General features: G+C 60.4%; 14 protein-coding genes. 6 read left to right on the plus strand and 8 right to left on the minus strand.

The features are described from left to right. Positions 1-11 precede the first annotated feature (11 nt). Positions 12-1328, plus strand: coding sequence for a bifunctional DedA family/phosphatase PAP2 family protein (locus tag ACYZTY_RS24790; protein WP_461955863.1), 1317 nt, complete (start codon positions 12-14; stop codon positions 1326-1328). Between the two features lie 122 nt (positions 1329-1450). On the opposite strand, the gene ACYZTY_RS24795 is transcribed toward ACYZTY_RS24790, so the two are convergent. From ACYZTY_RS24795 to ACYZTY_RS24810, 4 genes are all read right to left on the minus strand, one after another. Beyond that, positions 1451-1612 (minus strand): hypothetical protein, encoded by a 162-nt coding sequence (locus ACYZTY_RS24795; RefSeq protein ID WP_461955864.1) that lies wholly within the window; start codon positions 1610-1612, stop codon positions 1451-1453. A gap of 115 nt (positions 1613-1727) precedes the next feature. Beyond that, positions 1728-2318, minus strand: coding sequence for an LON peptidase substrate-binding domain-containing protein (locus ACYZTY_RS24800; protein ID WP_461955865.1), 591 nt, complete (start codon positions 2316-2318; stop codon positions 1728-1730). Between the two features lie 10 nt (positions 2319-2328). Continuing rightward, complete coding sequence (locus tag ACYZTY_RS24805; RefSeq protein ID WP_461955866.1) at positions 2329-3045, minus strand: LrgB family protein; 717 nt, start codon at positions 3043-3045, stop codon at positions 2329-2331. Continuing rightward, complete coding sequence (locus ACYZTY_RS24810) at positions 3042-3404, minus strand: CidA/LrgA family protein (protein ID WP_461955867.1); 363 nt, start codon at positions 3402-3404, stop codon at positions 3042-3044. The genes ACYZTY_RS24805 and ACYZTY_RS24810 overlap by 4 nt, the downstream gene beginning before the upstream one ends. Positions 3405-3600: 196 nt before the next feature. On the opposite strand from ACYZTY_RS24810, the gene ACYZTY_RS24815 reads away from it, so the two are divergent. From ACYZTY_RS24815 to ACYZTY_RS24825, 3 genes are all read left to right on the plus strand, one after another. Next, the gene (locus tag ACYZTY_RS24815) at positions 3601-4056 is read left to right on the plus strand and encodes a MaoC family dehydratase (protein WP_461955868.1); all 456 of its coding nucleotides are present in this window, start codon (positions 3601-3603) and stop codon (positions 4054-4056) included. A 115-nt stretch (positions 4057-4171) separates the two neighbouring features. Continuing rightward, complete coding sequence (locus ACYZTY_RS24820) at positions 4172-5890, plus strand: C13 family peptidase (RefSeq protein WP_461955869.1); 1719 nt, start codon at positions 4172-4174, stop codon at positions 5888-5890. Positions 5891-5917: 27 nt separating this feature from the next. After that, positions 5918-6559, plus strand: a complete 642-nt coding sequence (locus ACYZTY_RS24825) for an oxidoreductase (protein ID WP_131063027.1) — start codon at positions 5918-5920, stop codon at positions 6557-6559. 117 nt (positions 6560-6676) lie between these two features. Here ACYZTY_RS24825 and ACYZTY_RS24830 read toward each other — a convergent pair whose 3' ends face one another. The 4 genes from ACYZTY_RS24830 to ACYZTY_RS24845 form a co-directional block, all read right to left on the minus strand. Continuing rightward, entirely contained in the window at positions 6677-6961 is a 285-nt protein-coding gene (locus ACYZTY_RS24830) for a YceK/YidQ family lipoprotein (protein ID WP_461955870.1), read from the minus strand. Next, positions 6954-7586, minus strand: coding sequence for a flavin prenyltransferase UbiX (gene ubiX / locus ACYZTY_RS24835; RefSeq protein WP_010467349.1), 633 nt, complete (start codon positions 7584-7586; stop codon positions 6954-6956). Before ubiX ends, ACYZTY_RS24830 begins: the two co-directional genes overlap by 8 nt. Continuing rightward, complete coding sequence (gene mpl / locus ACYZTY_RS24840; RefSeq protein WP_109635158.1) at positions 7583-8932, minus strand: UDP-N-acetylmuramate:L-alanyl-gamma-D-glutamyl-meso-diaminopimelate ligase; 1350 nt, start codon at positions 8930-8932, stop codon at positions 7583-7585. The genes ubiX and mpl overlap by 4 nt, the downstream gene beginning before the upstream one ends. Before the next feature lie 249 nt (positions 8933-9181). After that, positions 9182-11095 carry a sigma-54-dependent Fis family transcriptional regulator gene (locus ACYZTY_RS24845; protein WP_461955871.1) on the minus strand — a complete coding sequence of 638 codons (1914 nt, stop codon included), beginning with the start codon at positions 11093-11095 and terminating at the stop codon, positions 9182-9184. 434 nt (positions 11096-11529) lie between these two features. Here ACYZTY_RS24845 and exaC point away from each other — a divergent pair, with 434 nt between their 5' ends. Both exaC and eat read left to right on the plus strand, forming a co-directional pair. Then, positions 11530-13050 (plus strand): acetaldehyde dehydrogenase ExaC, encoded by a 1521-nt coding sequence (exaC, locus tag ACYZTY_RS24850; protein ID WP_461955872.1) that lies wholly within the window; start codon positions 11530-11532, stop codon positions 13048-13050. Positions 13051-13282: 232 nt separating this feature from the next. Then, positions 13283-14653: an ethanolamine permease gene (gene eat, locus ACYZTY_RS24855; RefSeq protein WP_461955873.1), complete on the plus strand. Its 1371-nt coding sequence runs from the start codon at positions 13283-13285 to the stop codon at positions 14651-14653. Positions 14654-14762: the final 109 nt, after the last annotated feature.

Raw genomic sequence — 14762 nt, forward strand, 5'->3', positions numbered from 1 at the left:
GAGTTGTTTTTATGGGCCCATGGCTCGATAGCGTGACGGGTTGGCTCGCGGCTAACCCGCAATGGCTGGCCGCGGCGGTGTTCATAGTGGCATTTGTGGAATGCCTGGCAATTGCCGGGTTGATCGTGCCCGGCACGGTGTTGCTGTTCGCCGTGGCGGTACTGGCCGGCAGCGGCGCGCTGTCATTGAGCGAAACGCTTTTGCTGGGGTTCGTCGCCGGGGTGCTGGGCGATATCGTTTCGTACTTCATCGGCCGACATTTCCACCAGAACATCCGGCGCCTGCCGGGGTTGCGCCATCATCCGGAATGGATCGCCGGCGCCGAGGCGTATTTCCAGCGCTACGGCATCGCCAGCCTGCTGGTCGGACGCTTTATCGGCCCACTTCGCCCGATGCTGCCAATGGTCGCCGGGATGTTCGACATGCCGTTCCCGCGGTTCGCCGCTGTCAGCTTGCTGGCCGCCGCGGGCTGGAGCATCGCGTACTTGCTACCCGGTTGGGCCACGGGTGCAGCGATTCGTCTGCCATTGCCCGACGGGTTCTGGCCTGAAGCGGGGATCGTCGCCGGCAGCATTGCGGTAATGATCGGCTTGAGCGTGACCAGCAGCCTGCGCCGTCATCGCCACGCCACCGCGTATATATCCGGCCTCGGCCTGCTGATTCTGGCAGGGCTGTTTATCGGTTACCCGCACCTGACCGCGCTCGATCAGGGCGTGATGACCCTGGTGCAGGAACACCGCAGCCCGATGCTCGATGAAGTGGCCGTCACCTTCACGCTGATCGGTGAGTTCCGCAACATGCTGGTGTTCAGCGCCCTGCTGACAGCTTTACTGTTGCTGACCCGGCAATGGCGACAGGCGATTTTCGCCGGCAGCACCCTGCTCATCACCGCGCTCGGCAACACCTTCACCAAACAGTTTTTCGCCCGTGTGCGCCCGGAAGTGTTAAGCGATCCGCTGGTGACCTACAGCATGCCCAGCGGCCATGCCTCAGGCTCTTTCGCGCTATTCCTGACCCTCGCCGTGCTGGCCGGTCGTGGACAACCGCCGCGGATGCGCCTGACCTGGTTGCTGGTGGGTTGCCTGCCGGCGCTGTCGATTGCCTTGTCGCGCGTCTACCTGGGCGCGCACTGGCCAACCGATGTGCTGGCCGGCGCCATGCTGGCTGCGTGCGTGTGTGCGGCGAGCCTGGGCTTGAGTCAGCGCCAGACACCGCTCAACGCCATGCCACCCAAAGTCTGGTGGCTGGTGCTGCCGGCGCTGGTGGCACTGTTCAGCTTCTTTACTTTGCGGCATTTGCCCCATGCAATGTTGCGGTATGCATACTGACACCGAACTTTTCGATATCACTCGATACAACTAAGACATCACCCGATCATAAATAAAAAAGCCCCCGACCTTAATAGTCGAGGGCTTTTGTCACTACTTGATCATCTCAAGACAGAGCGAGATCAAGCACGCTCACGCTTGCGCTTCTCCAGCACTAATGCATCGGCTAACTTGCCTGCGTGTTCAGCGGTTACCTCGCGGGTGCTACCACTGGAATAGTTTTTGAGCATATACCCAACAGCAACAGCGTCCCAAAGTTCATGATCATAAGAATAAATAGTCACGCAAACATTCCTTTAGTTAATTTAAATATCCACATCATGTGAACAAGACTTAATTTAATGTAGTCAGAACTTCAACGCAATGATCTTGCATTCACCAAGTTACGACAAGATGCAACTAAGAAAACAACTCACCCTGCAATTCATCCAGCAGCGCCTGAATCGCATCCAGTCGCTGCTGGGGATCATCGAGTTGCAGCAGGTCGATCTTGTCCAGCTCAGCAAACGGCAGCAGGTAGGCCAGCTGATTGGCCAAGGATTGTTGCCCGGTCGCTTCGGTGCCCATGTTCAACGCTTCGACCATCGGGTGTTCGGCCAGGGCCTTGAGCAGTGCGACCAGGTCCGCGTCCTCGTCCTGCAGCGGTTGCTCGGGCTCGTCTTCCAGCCACTCGACGTCAGCGACGGTCAATTGATCGCGCTGCACCTCGGTGCGCAGTACATGAAAACGCCGCCCGCCCTGCACGCGAATGCCCAGCAGGCCGTTGTCTTGCTGCTTGAAATCGGTGATCAACGCTTCGCAGCCCACCAGTGCATAGCCCGCCGGCGCGATGCCCACTTCTTCGCCGTCGAGAATGCACACCACGCCGAAGCCGCCGCCCTGTTTCATGCAGCGGCTGATCATGTCCAGGTAGCGCGCCTCGAAGATCTGCAAGTCGAGGATGCAGCCAGGAAACAGCACTGTGTTCAGCGGGAAAAGCGGCAAGCTCATAGACATTTCCTTACACCACCATCGACACCGCCAACGGCAGGAATACCGCCGTGGCCACGCCCATCAGACTCATCGCCAGCGCCGCGAAGGCGCCGCACTCTTCACTTTCCTGCAAGGCCACCGAAGTGCCAACCGCATGGGCGGTCATGCCCAGCGCCATGCCTCGGGCTTCAGGGCTGTGCACCCCCAGCCGGGTCAACAGACTCGGGCCGAAGATCGCACCGATCACGCCGGTGATCAACACGAACACTGCCGCCAGCGCCGCAACACCACCAATCTGCTCGGCCACCAACATGGCAATCGGTGACGTCACCGACTTCGGCGCCATGGTCATCAGGATCATGTGTTCGGCGCCAAACCACCAGCCCAGCAACACGCCCATGCCCGTGGCAACCACGCCGCCTATCACCAGCGTAGTAAATATCGGCCAGAACAACTGCCGGATTCGTCGCAGATTGAGATAGAGCGGCACGGCCAGTGCAACGGTCGCAGGCCCGAGCAAGATGCTGAGGATCTCGGTGCTCTTGCGGTACTCGGCAAAGTTGATCCCGCAAGCCACCAGCACGCCGATCACCAGCAGCATGGAGACCAGCACCGGCTGCAGAAAGATCCAGCGGGTTTTCTCGAAGGCCGCCAGCACCAACTGATAAGCGCCCAGCGTAATGCCGATACCAAACAACGGATGATGAATCACCGAGTCCAGCGCGCCGTGCCAATCGAGGATCATTGGCTGTCTCCGCGATGGGTATGCCGCTTGACCATGCGCTGCATCAGCACCCCGGCAAACGCCATGGACAGCACCAGCGACAACACCAGCGCGCCGACGATGGCCCAGAAATCCGCGGCAATGTCCTTGGCGTAAACCATGACGCCCACGGCCGGCGGCACCAGTAGCAGGGGCAAGTATCGCAGCAGGCTGCTGGCGGCCAGGCTCAACGGCTCGCCGACTTGTCCGCGTGAAATCATGTACACCAGCAACAGCAGCAGGCCGACAATCGGCCCGGGCAGCACCGGTAAAAACAAATGGTTGATGGCTGTGCCCAGCAATTGGAACAGCACCAGCCAGGTCAGGCCACGTAACAACATCAGCATCTCCCGCACGCGCTCCCCACCAAAAAGTGGCCGGGCATTATAAGCACGTCATCGCTATGGATCGGCATTCGCCAAAAGCATGGTCAGTTGACCGGAGCAATTTGCCATGTTGATCTAAAGTGGTTCACAGGGAGGTCAAATCCCCCCACTCGAAAAACTATAAATCCGATGAAACCCAAGGAGAGTCTCAATGCCCTATGTTCCCGTTGCAGAGCTCAAAGATTATGTCGGCAAGGAACTCGGACGTTCCGAATGGCTCACCATCGACCAGGACCGCATCAACCTGTTCGCAGAAGCCACAGGCGATTATCAGTTTATTCACGTCGACCCGGTCAAAGCCGCGCAAACGCCATTTGGCAGCACCATTGCACACGGATTCCTGTCGCTGTCGCTGATCCCGAAACTGATGGAAGACATCCTGATCCTCCCTCAAGGGGCGAAGATGGTGGTCAACTATGGCCTGGACAGCGTGCGTTTCATCCAGCCAGTGAAGGTCAACTCCAGGGTTCGGCTCAAGGTCGACATGAACGAAGTCATCGAGAAGAAACCCGGCCAATGGCTGCTCAAAGCCACCGCCACGCTTGAAATCGAAGGGTCGGACAAACCGGCGTATATCGCCGAGCCGCTGTCCCTCTGTTTCGTCTGACACATGCCTGATTGCGAAACAGCTCACGCTGTTTCGCGCCGTGTCTCTGCCGTGTCTCTATAAATGCGACACATAGCTGCGGCATACTCCGTCGCATAATTGCCCGGATCCCGCTATGCGCTCACTTGCACTCCTCGCCTTGACCCTGTTGCTCACCGCTTGCGGCGATGGCGAATCGCTGCTGCCCCCCGATGCCCGCTTGCCGGACGGCGGGCGCTATCGCGGTGATCTGGTCAACGGCTTGCTGCAAGGCCAGGGCCGCATCGACTACCCGAACGGCAGCTGGTACGCCGGCGAGTTCGACAAGGGCCAATGGCATGGCAAGGGCGAATGGCATGGCAGCAACGGCGAGGTCTATCGCGGACAATTCAATCAAGGCTTGTTCGACGGCCAAGGCACGCTGACCACCCCCGGCAGCAGCTACACCGGCGGATTCAAGCTCGGCCGCCGCGACGGTGAAGGCACGCTCAAAGAAAACGCGATGACCTATCGCGGTGAATTCAAGGCCGATCAATATTCAGGGCTCGGTCGTCTCGAACTCGACGACGGCAGCTCCTACCAGGGCAAGTTCGCCCACGGCAAACCCAATGGCGAAGGCCAGCGCGGCGATGGCAGTGGCAATCAGTTCACCGGGCACTTCAAAGACGGACAGTTGGAAGGCAACGGGACTTTCAACAGCGCCGACGGCGACATCTATGTCGGTGGCTTCAAGAACAATCAACTGCACGGCAAGGGCCGCTACGAGAACGCCGACGGCGATGTCTGGCTGGGGCAATTCAAGGAAGGCTCGCTGAACGGCAAGGGCGAGTTGATCGGCGCCGACGGCAGCCATTACATCGGCCAGTTCAGCGACTGGCGCTTCACCGGCCAAGGGCGGTTGAACCTGCCGGACGGCAGCTTCTACATCGGCCAATTCGATGGCGACAGCTACTCGGGGCGAGGCACCCTGGTGCTCACCGACGGCACGGTGCAAAGCGGTACGTGGATCAATGGCCAGCGTGTTCGCGATGCCGATGGCAAGTTGCTGCCCGACACCCTCGAACTCGGGTTACTGGCCCAGGGCCGGTTACTCGATGACGCCCTGTCCAGTGTGCCGGCCTCGACCCCGGTGGTGGAGCTGTACACCTTGACCCTGGGCGGTGACGGCAAGCAGAGCGTATTCCTGCGTGAATCCGATTACGTCAGCAACATGCTCAGCAGCCGCTTTGGCGCCTTCGGCCAGATTCGCCTGGTGAACCATCGCGATCACCTGGTCGACCGGCCGATGGCCACGCGGGAAAACCTGCGCCGCGCCGCGATGACCCTGGCCGAACGCAGTGGCCCGGAAGACTTGATCTTCATCTACCTGACCAGCCACGGCAGCAGCGAACATGAACTGGTGCTCGACCAGCCGCGCATGGAGTTGGCCGACCTGCCGGCCGACGAACTCGCCGCCGTGCTCGCCCCCCTGAAAAATCGCGACAAGATCGTTGTGATTTCATCCTGCTATTCCGGTGGTTTCATCCCTGCCCTCAAGGACGAACGCACGCTGATCATGACCGCCTCTCGCGCCGATCGCGTGTCCTTCGGTTGCTCGGAGGAAGCCAACTTCACCTACTTCGGGGACGCGCTGTTCGCCCAGGCACTGAACCAGACCGATGACCTGGAACAGGCCTTCAAGCTGGCCAAGGCCACTGTGGCCGAGCGCGAACTGGCCGACGGCTTCGAAGCCTCTGAACCGCAGATCTGGGCACCGAAAACCGTCCTCTCTCACTGGCAACTTTTACGCAAACAGCAGGCACGAAAAGCACTACAAAGTGTCTCTGTCAGCAGCAAGGATGCAAAGAGCAACTAAGCTGAACAGTATCAAGGGAGAAACACTATGTACTTGACGCCTCAGCATGTATTGCTTGCCGGAGCTACCGGGTTAACCGGTGAACATCTGCTTGATCGCTTGCTCAATGAGCCAACGATTTCAAGGGTATTAGCCCCCTCACGCCGGCCACTGGCCGAGCATCCGCATCTGGAAAACCCGGTCGGCGATCCGGCCGTGTTTCTGCCGCAACTGAACGGTCGCGTCGACATCGCCTATTGCTGCCTCGGCACCACGATCAAGCAGGCCGGTTCCGAACAAGCCTTTCGCGCGGTCGACCTGGACATGGTGGTGGCGTTCGCCAAACGTGCGCGGGAGATGGGTGCACGGCATTTGATCGTGATCAGTGCCTTGGGGGCGGATCGAAGATCCTCGGTTTTCTACAACCGGGTCAAAGGCGAAATGGAGTATGCATTGCGTGCGCAGGACTGGCCGCAACTGACCATTTGCCGACCTTCGCTGTTATTGGGCGATCGCGTAAAGCCGCGACTGGGCGAGAAAGTCGCCGGTCCGTTGTCGCGATTGATTCCGGGCAAGTACCACGGCATCGAAGCCTGCCAACTGGCCCGCGCGATGTGGAGGCTGGCGCTGGAAGAACAGGATGGGGTGCGGGTTGTCGAGTCGGATGAGTTGCGTAAGTTAGGCAAATAACCTGTGAAGCCTGAGAGGGTGCCTTCGCGGGCAAGCCTCGCTCCTACACAGGCAACGGAGAACCTGTAGGAGCGAGGCTTGCCCGCGAAGGGCGCGACACCGACTCATTGCAGAACGCTACAACCCGCCCGTCGCCTGAAAACTCACCCCGATCACCGTCAGCACCGACAACGGCAATAACAGCGTGTCGAGCAACGCGCTAGCCGGCAGGTCGACGCCGGGGTAGCTCGGCGCTTCGGCGCCAAACCGGTCCATCGCGCAGCACCCACCATTCAAGGCATACAAATCCAGACGCGTCCCCGAGTACACCACTGGCGCCCCCGGTTTGGCCGCGTCCAGCGTGCGCGCCGTGGCGCAGCCCGTCAGTTGCAGCACCAGCAGAACAATCAGCAGCTTATTCATCGCTGCTCAAATGATGTTCGCCCCAGCGCGGCAGCATGTCTTGCGGAATGTTCAACAGGTTGAGAATCCGCGCCACCACAAAGTCGATCAAGTCATCGATGGTCTGCGGCTGATGATAGAAGCCCGGCGACGCCGGCAAAATCGTCACACCCATGTTCGACAACTTGAGCATGTGCTCTAGGTGAATGCTCGAATACGGCGCCTCGCGCGGCACCAGAATCAGCTGGCGACGCTCTTTCAATGTCACATCGGCAGCACGCTCGATCAGGTTGTTGCAGGCACCGGTCGCGATCGCCGACAAGGTCCCGGTGGAGCAAGGCACTACCACCATCGCCGCCGGCGCACCGGAGCCCGAGGCCACCGGCGACATCCAGTCTTCCTTGCCGTACACCTTGATCTGCCCGGCGGCCGCGCCGGTGTATTCCGTGAGGAAGGCCTGCATCGTCTGCGGTTTGGCCGGCAGCGTGACGTCCGTCTCGGTGGCCATCACCAGTTGCGCAGCCTTGGAGATCAGAAAGTGCACCTCGCGGTCTTCGCGTATCAAACAGTCGAGCAGGCGTAGACCGTACTGGGCGCCCGAAGCGCCAGTCATCGCGAGGGTGATGCGTTCCGGGCCGTTGTTCATTGCAGCGCCTCGGCGAGTTTGCCGTGCAGGCCGCCGAAGCCGCCGTTGCTCATGATCACCACGTGAGTGCCGGGCTGGGCCTGGCTCTTCACGCGCTCGATGATGCCTTCCAGCGAATCGCTGACAATCGACGGCACGGTGCACAACGCTGCGGTCGCGCCCAGGTCCCAGCCGAGGTTGGCGGGGGCGTACCAGATCACCTGATCGGCATCGACCACGCTTTCCGGCAAGCCGTCGCGGTGAGCACCGAGCTTCATGGAGTTGGAACGCGGCTCGATGATCGCAATCAACGGCGCATCGCCGATGCGTTTGCGCAGGCCGTCGAGGGTCGTCGCAATCGCCGTCGGGTGGTGAGCGAAATCGTCGTAGATGGTGATGCCGCGCACTTCGGCGACTTTCTCCATCCGGCGTTTCACGCTTTTGAACGCGCTCAACGCGGCGATGCCCATGGCAGGTACTACGCCAACATGGCGAGCCGCCGCCAATGTCGCCAGGGCGTTAGCCACGTTGTGCTGGCCGGTCATGTCCCAATCGACGACGCCTTGGGCAACGCCTTCGAACATCACTTCGAACTTCGAACCGTCTTCGCTGAGCAGTTTGACCTGCCACTGACCGCCGGCACCGGTGGTTTGCACCGGGGTCCAGCAACCCATTTCGATCACACGCTGCAATGCCGGCTCGGTGGTCGGATGGATCACCAGGCCTTCGCTCGGGATGGTCCGCACCAAGTGGTGGAACTGACGCTCGATGGCGGGCAGATCGGGGAAGATGTCGGCGTGATCGTATTCCAGGTTGTTCAGGATGGCCGTGCGTGGGCGGTAGTGAACGAACTTGGAGCGCTTGTCGAAGAATGCGCTGTCGTACTCGTCGGCCTCGATGACGAAGAACGGCGTACCGCCCAGGCGCGCCGACACCGAGAAGTTTTGCGGCACGCCACCGATCAGGAAGCCCGGGCTCATGCCCGCGTGCTCCAGGACCCAGGCGAGCATGCTGCTGGTGGTGGTTTTGCCATGGGTGCCGGCGACGGCCAGGACCCAGCGACCTTGCAGCACGTGATCCGCCAGCCATTGCGGACCGGAGACGTAAGGCAGGCCTTTGTTCAGCACGTATTCGACGGCGGGGTTGCCGCGAGACATGGCGTTGCCGACCACCACCAGATCCGGCGCCGGATCGAGTTGGGCGGGATCGTAGCCTTGGGTCAACTCAATGCCCTGCGCTTCAAGCTGAGTGCTCATCGGCGGATAGACGTTGGCATCGGAGCCCGTCACGTGATGGCCCAGCTCTTTGGCCAGAACCGCCATCGAACCCATGAAAGTGCCGCAGATACCAAGAATATGAATGTGCATAGTCGACCTCGTAAAACATGGCCGCAGGTTAGCGTAGGGAGGGGAAAACCGCACTCTTTAGGTGATGGCTTGAGATCCACCCCTCACCCCAGCCCTCTCCCCACGGGGGAGAGGGGGAAAGGGAGCCGATCTCCGTGCTTTTCCTAACCTGAGCTCGGCTCGTTATTTCAGGTCGATGTACTCCAAGAACACCTCGATCAGTCCCCTCTCCCTCCGGGAGAGGGTTAGGGTGAGGGCTGGATCTCGGGCCTACCGCTCAATCCCGTGTTTACGCAGTTTTCTGTAGAGGGTGTTACGGCTTACACCGAGGTGTTCAGCGGTATGAGTCATATGCCAACGCGTCTGCTCCAGCGCATTGAGCAACGCCAACCGCTCGGCATCCTCCAGCGGATGCTCCGACGACACTTCAACCGCAACAACCGGCACCGGCCGCGCCTGACGAATCATCGCTGGCAAATCCTCCAGCCCGATCCGCCCGCCGTCACACAACGCCGCCAACGTGCGCAGCACATTGCGCAACTGCCGCACGTTGCCTGGCCAGGCGAAACCCAGCAACGCCTGGCGTGCCGGGGCGTCGATCAGTACGTTTTCACCGCCCGCCTCTTCGGCCAGCAGGAAATCAAGCAACTGCGATTTATCACTGCGTTCACGCAACGCCGGCAACGCAATCTCCAGCCCGTTGAGCCGGTAATACAAATCCTCCCGGAAGCTGCCGTCCTGCACCCGATCCAGTAAATTCCGGTGAGTGGCGCTGATGATTCGCACATTGACCGACTCCGGTTCACCGCCAATCGGCACCACCTGACGATCTTCCAGCACCCTTAATAGCCGGGTTTGCAACGCCAAAGGCATGTCGCCGATTTCATCGAGGAACAAGGTTCCGCCATCCGCCTGCTGCAGCTTGCCGCGCATGCCTTCCTTGCGCGCGCCGGTGAAGCTGCCGCCGCGATAACCAAACAGTTCGCTCTCGATCAGGCTTTCAGGGATCGCCGCGCAGTTCAGGGCGACGAAGGCTTTTTCGGCCCGCTGGCTGGCCTGATGCACGGCTTTGGCAAAGGCCTCTTTGCCGGAACCGGTTTCGCCATTGATCAGCAGCGGCACGTCTCGTTCGAAGACTCTCAAGGATTTGCGGAAATCTTCCTGCAACGCGGTGTCGCCCAGACAGATGCCGGACAAGCGCGGACGTTCGGCAATCACCGGACTTGGCGCCACCGGCACTGGAATGCTGCGCGGCTGCCCGCGCAACACGGCAAACAGACTCCGCCCGTCACGGGTGCGCAACGGCCAACTGGCGCTGGCGTTGACACTCGCGCGGCCGAGCAGGTCATCCAGCGAGCAGTCGAAAAACGCCTCGACCGGCTTCCCCAACAATCCGCCGCGAATATGCCCCAGCAGGTTCAGCGCACTCTGATTGACCGCGCTGATCCGCCCTTCCCCGTCGAACGCCAGCAACCCTTCGCTGAACAGCCCGACGGATTCAGCCTGCAGATGAAAACGCAGCAACCATTGATTGTCGAAGTAGCGCAGGAAATAGCAGCTCTCGATCATCTTCGCCGAAAGATTGACCAGGGCCATGGTGTGGAATTGGCTTTGACGCGAGACCTCGTGACGCGCCGAGGACACGTCCAGTACCGCCAGCAGTTCGCCGTGAGGGTCAAACACAGGACTCGCCGAGCAAGTCAGGCCCGTGTGGCGACCGCGGAAATGCTCATCCTGATGAATGGTCAGCGACTGACGCTCCACCAGGCAGGTGCCGATGCCATTGGTGCCCTCGCACGCTTCGCTCCAGTCGGCACCAAGCCACAGGCCTGCGCGTTCGAAGATTTTCCGTTCGGCGGGGGCGGTGACGCAGTTGAGGATCACCCCGCGGGCGTCGGTCAGCAGCACCGCGTGGCCGGCGCCGGAAAGTTGCTGATGAAGGCTGGTCATTTCGTTGCCGGCGATGTGCAGCACCTGCTGCAAGCGTTCGCGGCTTTCGAGCACGCGGCCATGTTCCAGCACCGTCGGCGCCATCGTCAGGGCCGGGTCGAGGTGATAGTCCTCAAGACAGCGCAGCCAGGAACGGGCAATGGACGGATCGCTACCGGGACCGTGCAGGTGGGACTTGCCTTGGGTGACGGTCAAGACTTGCTGGGCATGGCGACTCAAATGGTTGTCGTGCATTTCTTATTATTCTCTGCGCAGAGTCCGGTCCGCTTCCGTGTAGCAGCTGCCGAAGGCTGCGTCCGGCTGCGAAGCAGTCGTAAAACCTGAGTCTCGGATTTGTTGCTCAAACCGAGGCGAGTGCTTCGGCCTCGAACGCAGCCTTCGGCAGCTGCTACAAGAACAATGCCCTCACACGAGGCCGAGCATCCTCCAGCCTAGCCCGCATTGCAATGCTGGCAAGACCGAGCAGTCACAGGCTGTGCCAAAAGCGATACAAACTGTCACGGGCACTGTACCGAAAGCGTCACAGGCACGATCCGCCGGTCCGACAAAAATCACGCAAGGCCTTGATTTGCCTGACCTGCAAGGCAGTGGCCCGACCTTTGCTCTACGCTTATAACAAGCGCACATGCGCTCTCCCTTATAAGCACAAAAGCCAAGGAGAAATCACCATGCGTTACGCTCACCCCGGTACTGAAGGCGCTATCGTTTCGTTCAAGAGCAAATACGGTAACTACATCGGCGGCGAGTTCGTCGCGCCTGTCAAAGGTCAGTACTTCACCAATACTTCGCCAGTAAATGGCCAACCGATTGCCGAATTCCCGCGCTCCACGGCCGAAGACATCGACAAAGCCCTGGACGCTGCCCACGCCGCTGCCGATGCCTGGGGCGCCACGTCCGCCCAGGCGCGCTCGCTGGTGCTGCTGAAAATCGCCGACCGCATCGAACAGAACCTGGAAGTCCTGGCAATCACCGAATCCTGGGACAACGGCAAAGCCGTGCGTGAAACCCTCAACGCCGACATCCCTCTGGCTGCGGACCATTTCCGCTACTTCGCCGGTTGCATCCGCGCTCAGGAAGGCAGCGCCGCCGAAATCGATGGCAACACTGTGGCGTATCACATCCACGAACCGCTGGGCGTGGTCGGGCAGATCATCCCGTGGAACTTCCCGATCCTGATGGCCGCCTGGAAACTCGCCCCGGCCCTGGCTGCCGGTAACTGCGTGGTGCTCAAGCCTGCCGAGCAAACTCCGCTGGGCATTACCGTGCTCATGGAATTGATCGGCGACCTGCTGCCGCCAGGCGTGCTGAACGTGGTGCAAGGCTACGGCAAAGAAGCCGGTGAAGCCCTGGCCACCAGCAAACGCATCGCCAAAATCGCCTTCACCGGCTCGACCCCGGTCGGCTCGCACATCATGAAATGCGCCGCTGAAAACATCATTCCGTCCACCGTGGAGCTGGGTGGCAAGTCACCGAACATCTTCTTCGCCGACATCATGCAAGCTGAAGAAACCTTCATCGAAAAAGCCGCCGAAGGCCTGGTGCTGGCGTTCTTCAATCAGGGCGAAGTCTGCACCTGCCCGTCTCGCGCACTGGTGCAAGAGTCGATCTACGACGACTTCATGAAAGTCGTAATGAAAAAAGTGCTGTCGATCAAACGTGGCGACCCGCTGGACACCGACACCATGGTCGGCGCCCAGGCGTCCGAGCAGCAATTCGACAAAATCCTTTCGTACCTGGAAATCGCCAAGGGCGAAGGCGCCGAGCTGCTGACCGGCGGCAAGATTGAAAAACTCGAGGGCAACCTGGCGACCGGGTATTACATCCAGCCAACCCTGCTCAAGGGCACCAACAAAATGCGCGTGTTCCAGGAAGAAATCTTTGGCCCGGTGGTGAGTATCACCACGTTCAAGGACGAGGCCGAAGCCCTTGCCATCGCCAACGACACCGAGTTCGGCCTCGGCGCCGGCCTCTGGACCCGCGACATCAACCGCGCCTACCGCATGGGCCGCGCCATCAAGGCCGGTCGTGTGTGGACCAACTGCTACCACCTGTACCCGGCGCACGCCGCGTTCGGCGGTTACAAAAAGTCCGGCGTCGGTCGTGAAACCCACAAAATGATGCTCGATCACTATCAGCAGACCAAAAACCTGCTGGTGAGCTACGACATCAATCCGTTGGGCTTCTTCTAAACCGGCGCGACACCGCGTAACGGCTTTCGCGGGCAAGTCGGATCGCCGCACCGCTCGCTCCTACAGGATCACGCCGTACCTGTAGGAGTATGGCTTGCCAGCGAAGGCGCCCTCAATGACACACCAAACCTCGCCCTGCCCCTCTGGCACGGGCTTTGCGTGCCCGCTCCACACGTAAACGTCGTACCCGAAAGTCCAACAGATCAAACAATAAAAAAGACAGCGAGGACTTATGACTTCTTCCACACAGCTCAAACCCACACTCGGCACCCTGCATTTATGGGGCATTGCCGTCGGCCTGGTGATTTCCGGCGAGTATTTCGGCTGGAGTTACGGCTGGGGCACCGCAGGAACCCTGGGTTTTCTCGTCACCGCACTGATGGTGGCGACGATGTACACCTGCTTCATCTTCAGTTTCACCGAACTGACGACCGCGATTCCCCACGCCGGCGGGCCGTTTGCCTACAGCCGGCGGGCCTTTGGTGAGAAAGGTGGATTGATCGCCGGCATTGCCACCCTGATTGAGTTCGTCTTCGCGCCCCCGGCGATTGCCATGGCCATCGGCGCCTACCTCAACGTGCAATACCCGGAACTGGACCCCAAGATCGCCGCCGTTGGCGCCTATTTCGTGTTCATGGGCTTGAATATCCTCGGCGTCAGCATCGCCGCGACGTTTGAACTGGTAGTCACCGTGCTGGCGGTCGCCGAGTTGCTGGTGTTCATGGGCGTCGTTGCGCCGGGCTTCAGCTTCAGTAATTTCGCGCTTAACGGCTGGTCGGGCGCCAACGAGTTCACCATGGGCTCGATCCCTGGCATCTTTGCGGCGATCCCCTTTGCGATCTGGTTTTTCCTTGCGATTGAAGGCGCGGCGATGGCGGCCGAAGAAGCCAAGGACCCGAAACGCACGATTCCCAGGGCTTATGTCAGTGGCATTCTGACCCTGGTGTTCCTGGCCATCGGCGTGATGGTAATGGCGGGTGGCGTTGGCGATTGGCGTCAACTGTCGAACATCAACGACCCGTTGCCTCAGGCAATGAAAGCGGTGGTCGGCAACAATTCGACCTGGATGCACATGCTGGTATGGATTGGCCTGTTCGGTCTGGTGGCCAGTTTCCACGGGATCATTCTCGGTTACTCCCGGCAATTCTTTGCGCTGGCCCGGGCCGGTTACCTGCCTCGCTCACTGGCCAAACTCTCGCGCTTCCAGACCCCGCACCGTGCGATCCTGGCCGGCGGCGTGATCGGCATCGCCGCGATCTACAGCGATGGCCTGGTCAACCTGCAAGGCATGACGCTGACGGCGGCGATGATCACCATGTCGGTATTCGGCGCCATCGTGATGTACATCATCAGTATGCTGAGCCTGTTCAAACTGCGTAAAACCGAGCCGAACCTGGAACGCAGCTTCCGTGCACCGGGCTACCCGATCGTACCGGGGATCGCGCTGTTTCTGGCGGTGGTGTGCCTGGTGGCGATGGCGTGGTTCAACCCGCTGATCGGGTGTGTGTTCCTCGGCTTCATGGCGGCCGGTTACTTGTATTTCCAGCTGACCGCCAAACAGCGCTTCGATGCACCAGCGGATGCGATGCTCGAAGGCGTCTGAGTTGCACCGGCGCCGGGCCTGTTGCCCGGCGCCTGCCATATTGAAGTGCACGCCAATCCCCTGTGGGAGCCAGCCTGCTGGCGATTGCGGTCTGACAGTCAGCATAGAT

Source organism: Pseudomonas sp. LB1P83 (genome assembly GCF_054897885.1).

Excerpts from the sequence above, each read along its gene's own strand:
- ACYZTY_RS24830 (WP_461955870.1), bottom strand. The coding sequence starts at position 6,961 with ATGAATAAGCTGCTGATTGTTCTGCTGGTGCTGCAACTGACGGGCTGC.
- ACYZTY_RS24815 (WP_461955868.1), top strand. The coding sequence starts at position 3,601 with ATGCCCTATGTTCCCGTTGCAGAGCTCAAAGATTATGTCGGCAAGGAA.
- ACYZTY_RS24790 (WP_461955863.1), top strand. The coding sequence starts at position 12 with ATGGGCCCATGGCTCGATAGCGTGACGGGTTGGCTCGCGGCTAACCCG.
- ACYZTY_RS24820 (WP_461955869.1), top strand. The coding sequence starts at position 4,172 with ATGCGCTCACTTGCACTCCTCGCCTTGACCCTGTTGCTCACCGCTTGC.
- exaC (WP_461955872.1), top strand. The coding sequence starts at position 11,530 with ATGCGTTACGCTCACCCCGGTACTGAAGGCGCTATCGTTTCGTTCAAG.
- ACYZTY_RS24800 (WP_461955865.1), bottom strand. The coding sequence starts at position 2,318 with ATGAGCTTGCCGCTTTTCCCGCTGAACACAGTGCTGTTTCCTGGCTGC.
- ubiX (WP_010467349.1), bottom strand. The coding sequence starts at position 7,586 with ATGAACAACGGCCCGGAACGCATCACCCTCGCGATGACTGGCGCTTCG.
- ACYZTY_RS24825 (WP_131063027.1), top strand. The coding sequence starts at position 5,918 with ATGTACTTGACGCCTCAGCATGTATTGCTTGCCGGAGCTACCGGGTTA.
- ACYZTY_RS24805 (WP_461955866.1), bottom strand. The coding sequence starts at position 3,045 with ATGATCCTCGATTGGCACGGCGCGCTGGACTCGGTGATTCATCATCCG.
- ACYZTY_RS24845 (WP_461955871.1), bottom strand. The coding sequence starts at position 11,095 with ATGCACGACAACCATTTGAGTCGCCATGCCCAGCAAGTCTTGACCGTC.
- ACYZTY_RS24810 (WP_461955867.1), bottom strand. The coding sequence starts at position 3,404 with ATGTTGTTACGTGGCCTGACCTGGCTGGTGCTGTTCCAATTGCTGGGC.
- mpl (WP_109635158.1), bottom strand. The coding sequence starts at position 8,932 with ATGCACATTCATATTCTTGGTATCTGCGGCACTTTCATGGGTTCGATG.
- eat (WP_461955873.1), top strand. The coding sequence starts at position 13,283 with ATGACTTCTTCCACACAGCTCAAACCCACACTCGGCACCCTGCATTTA.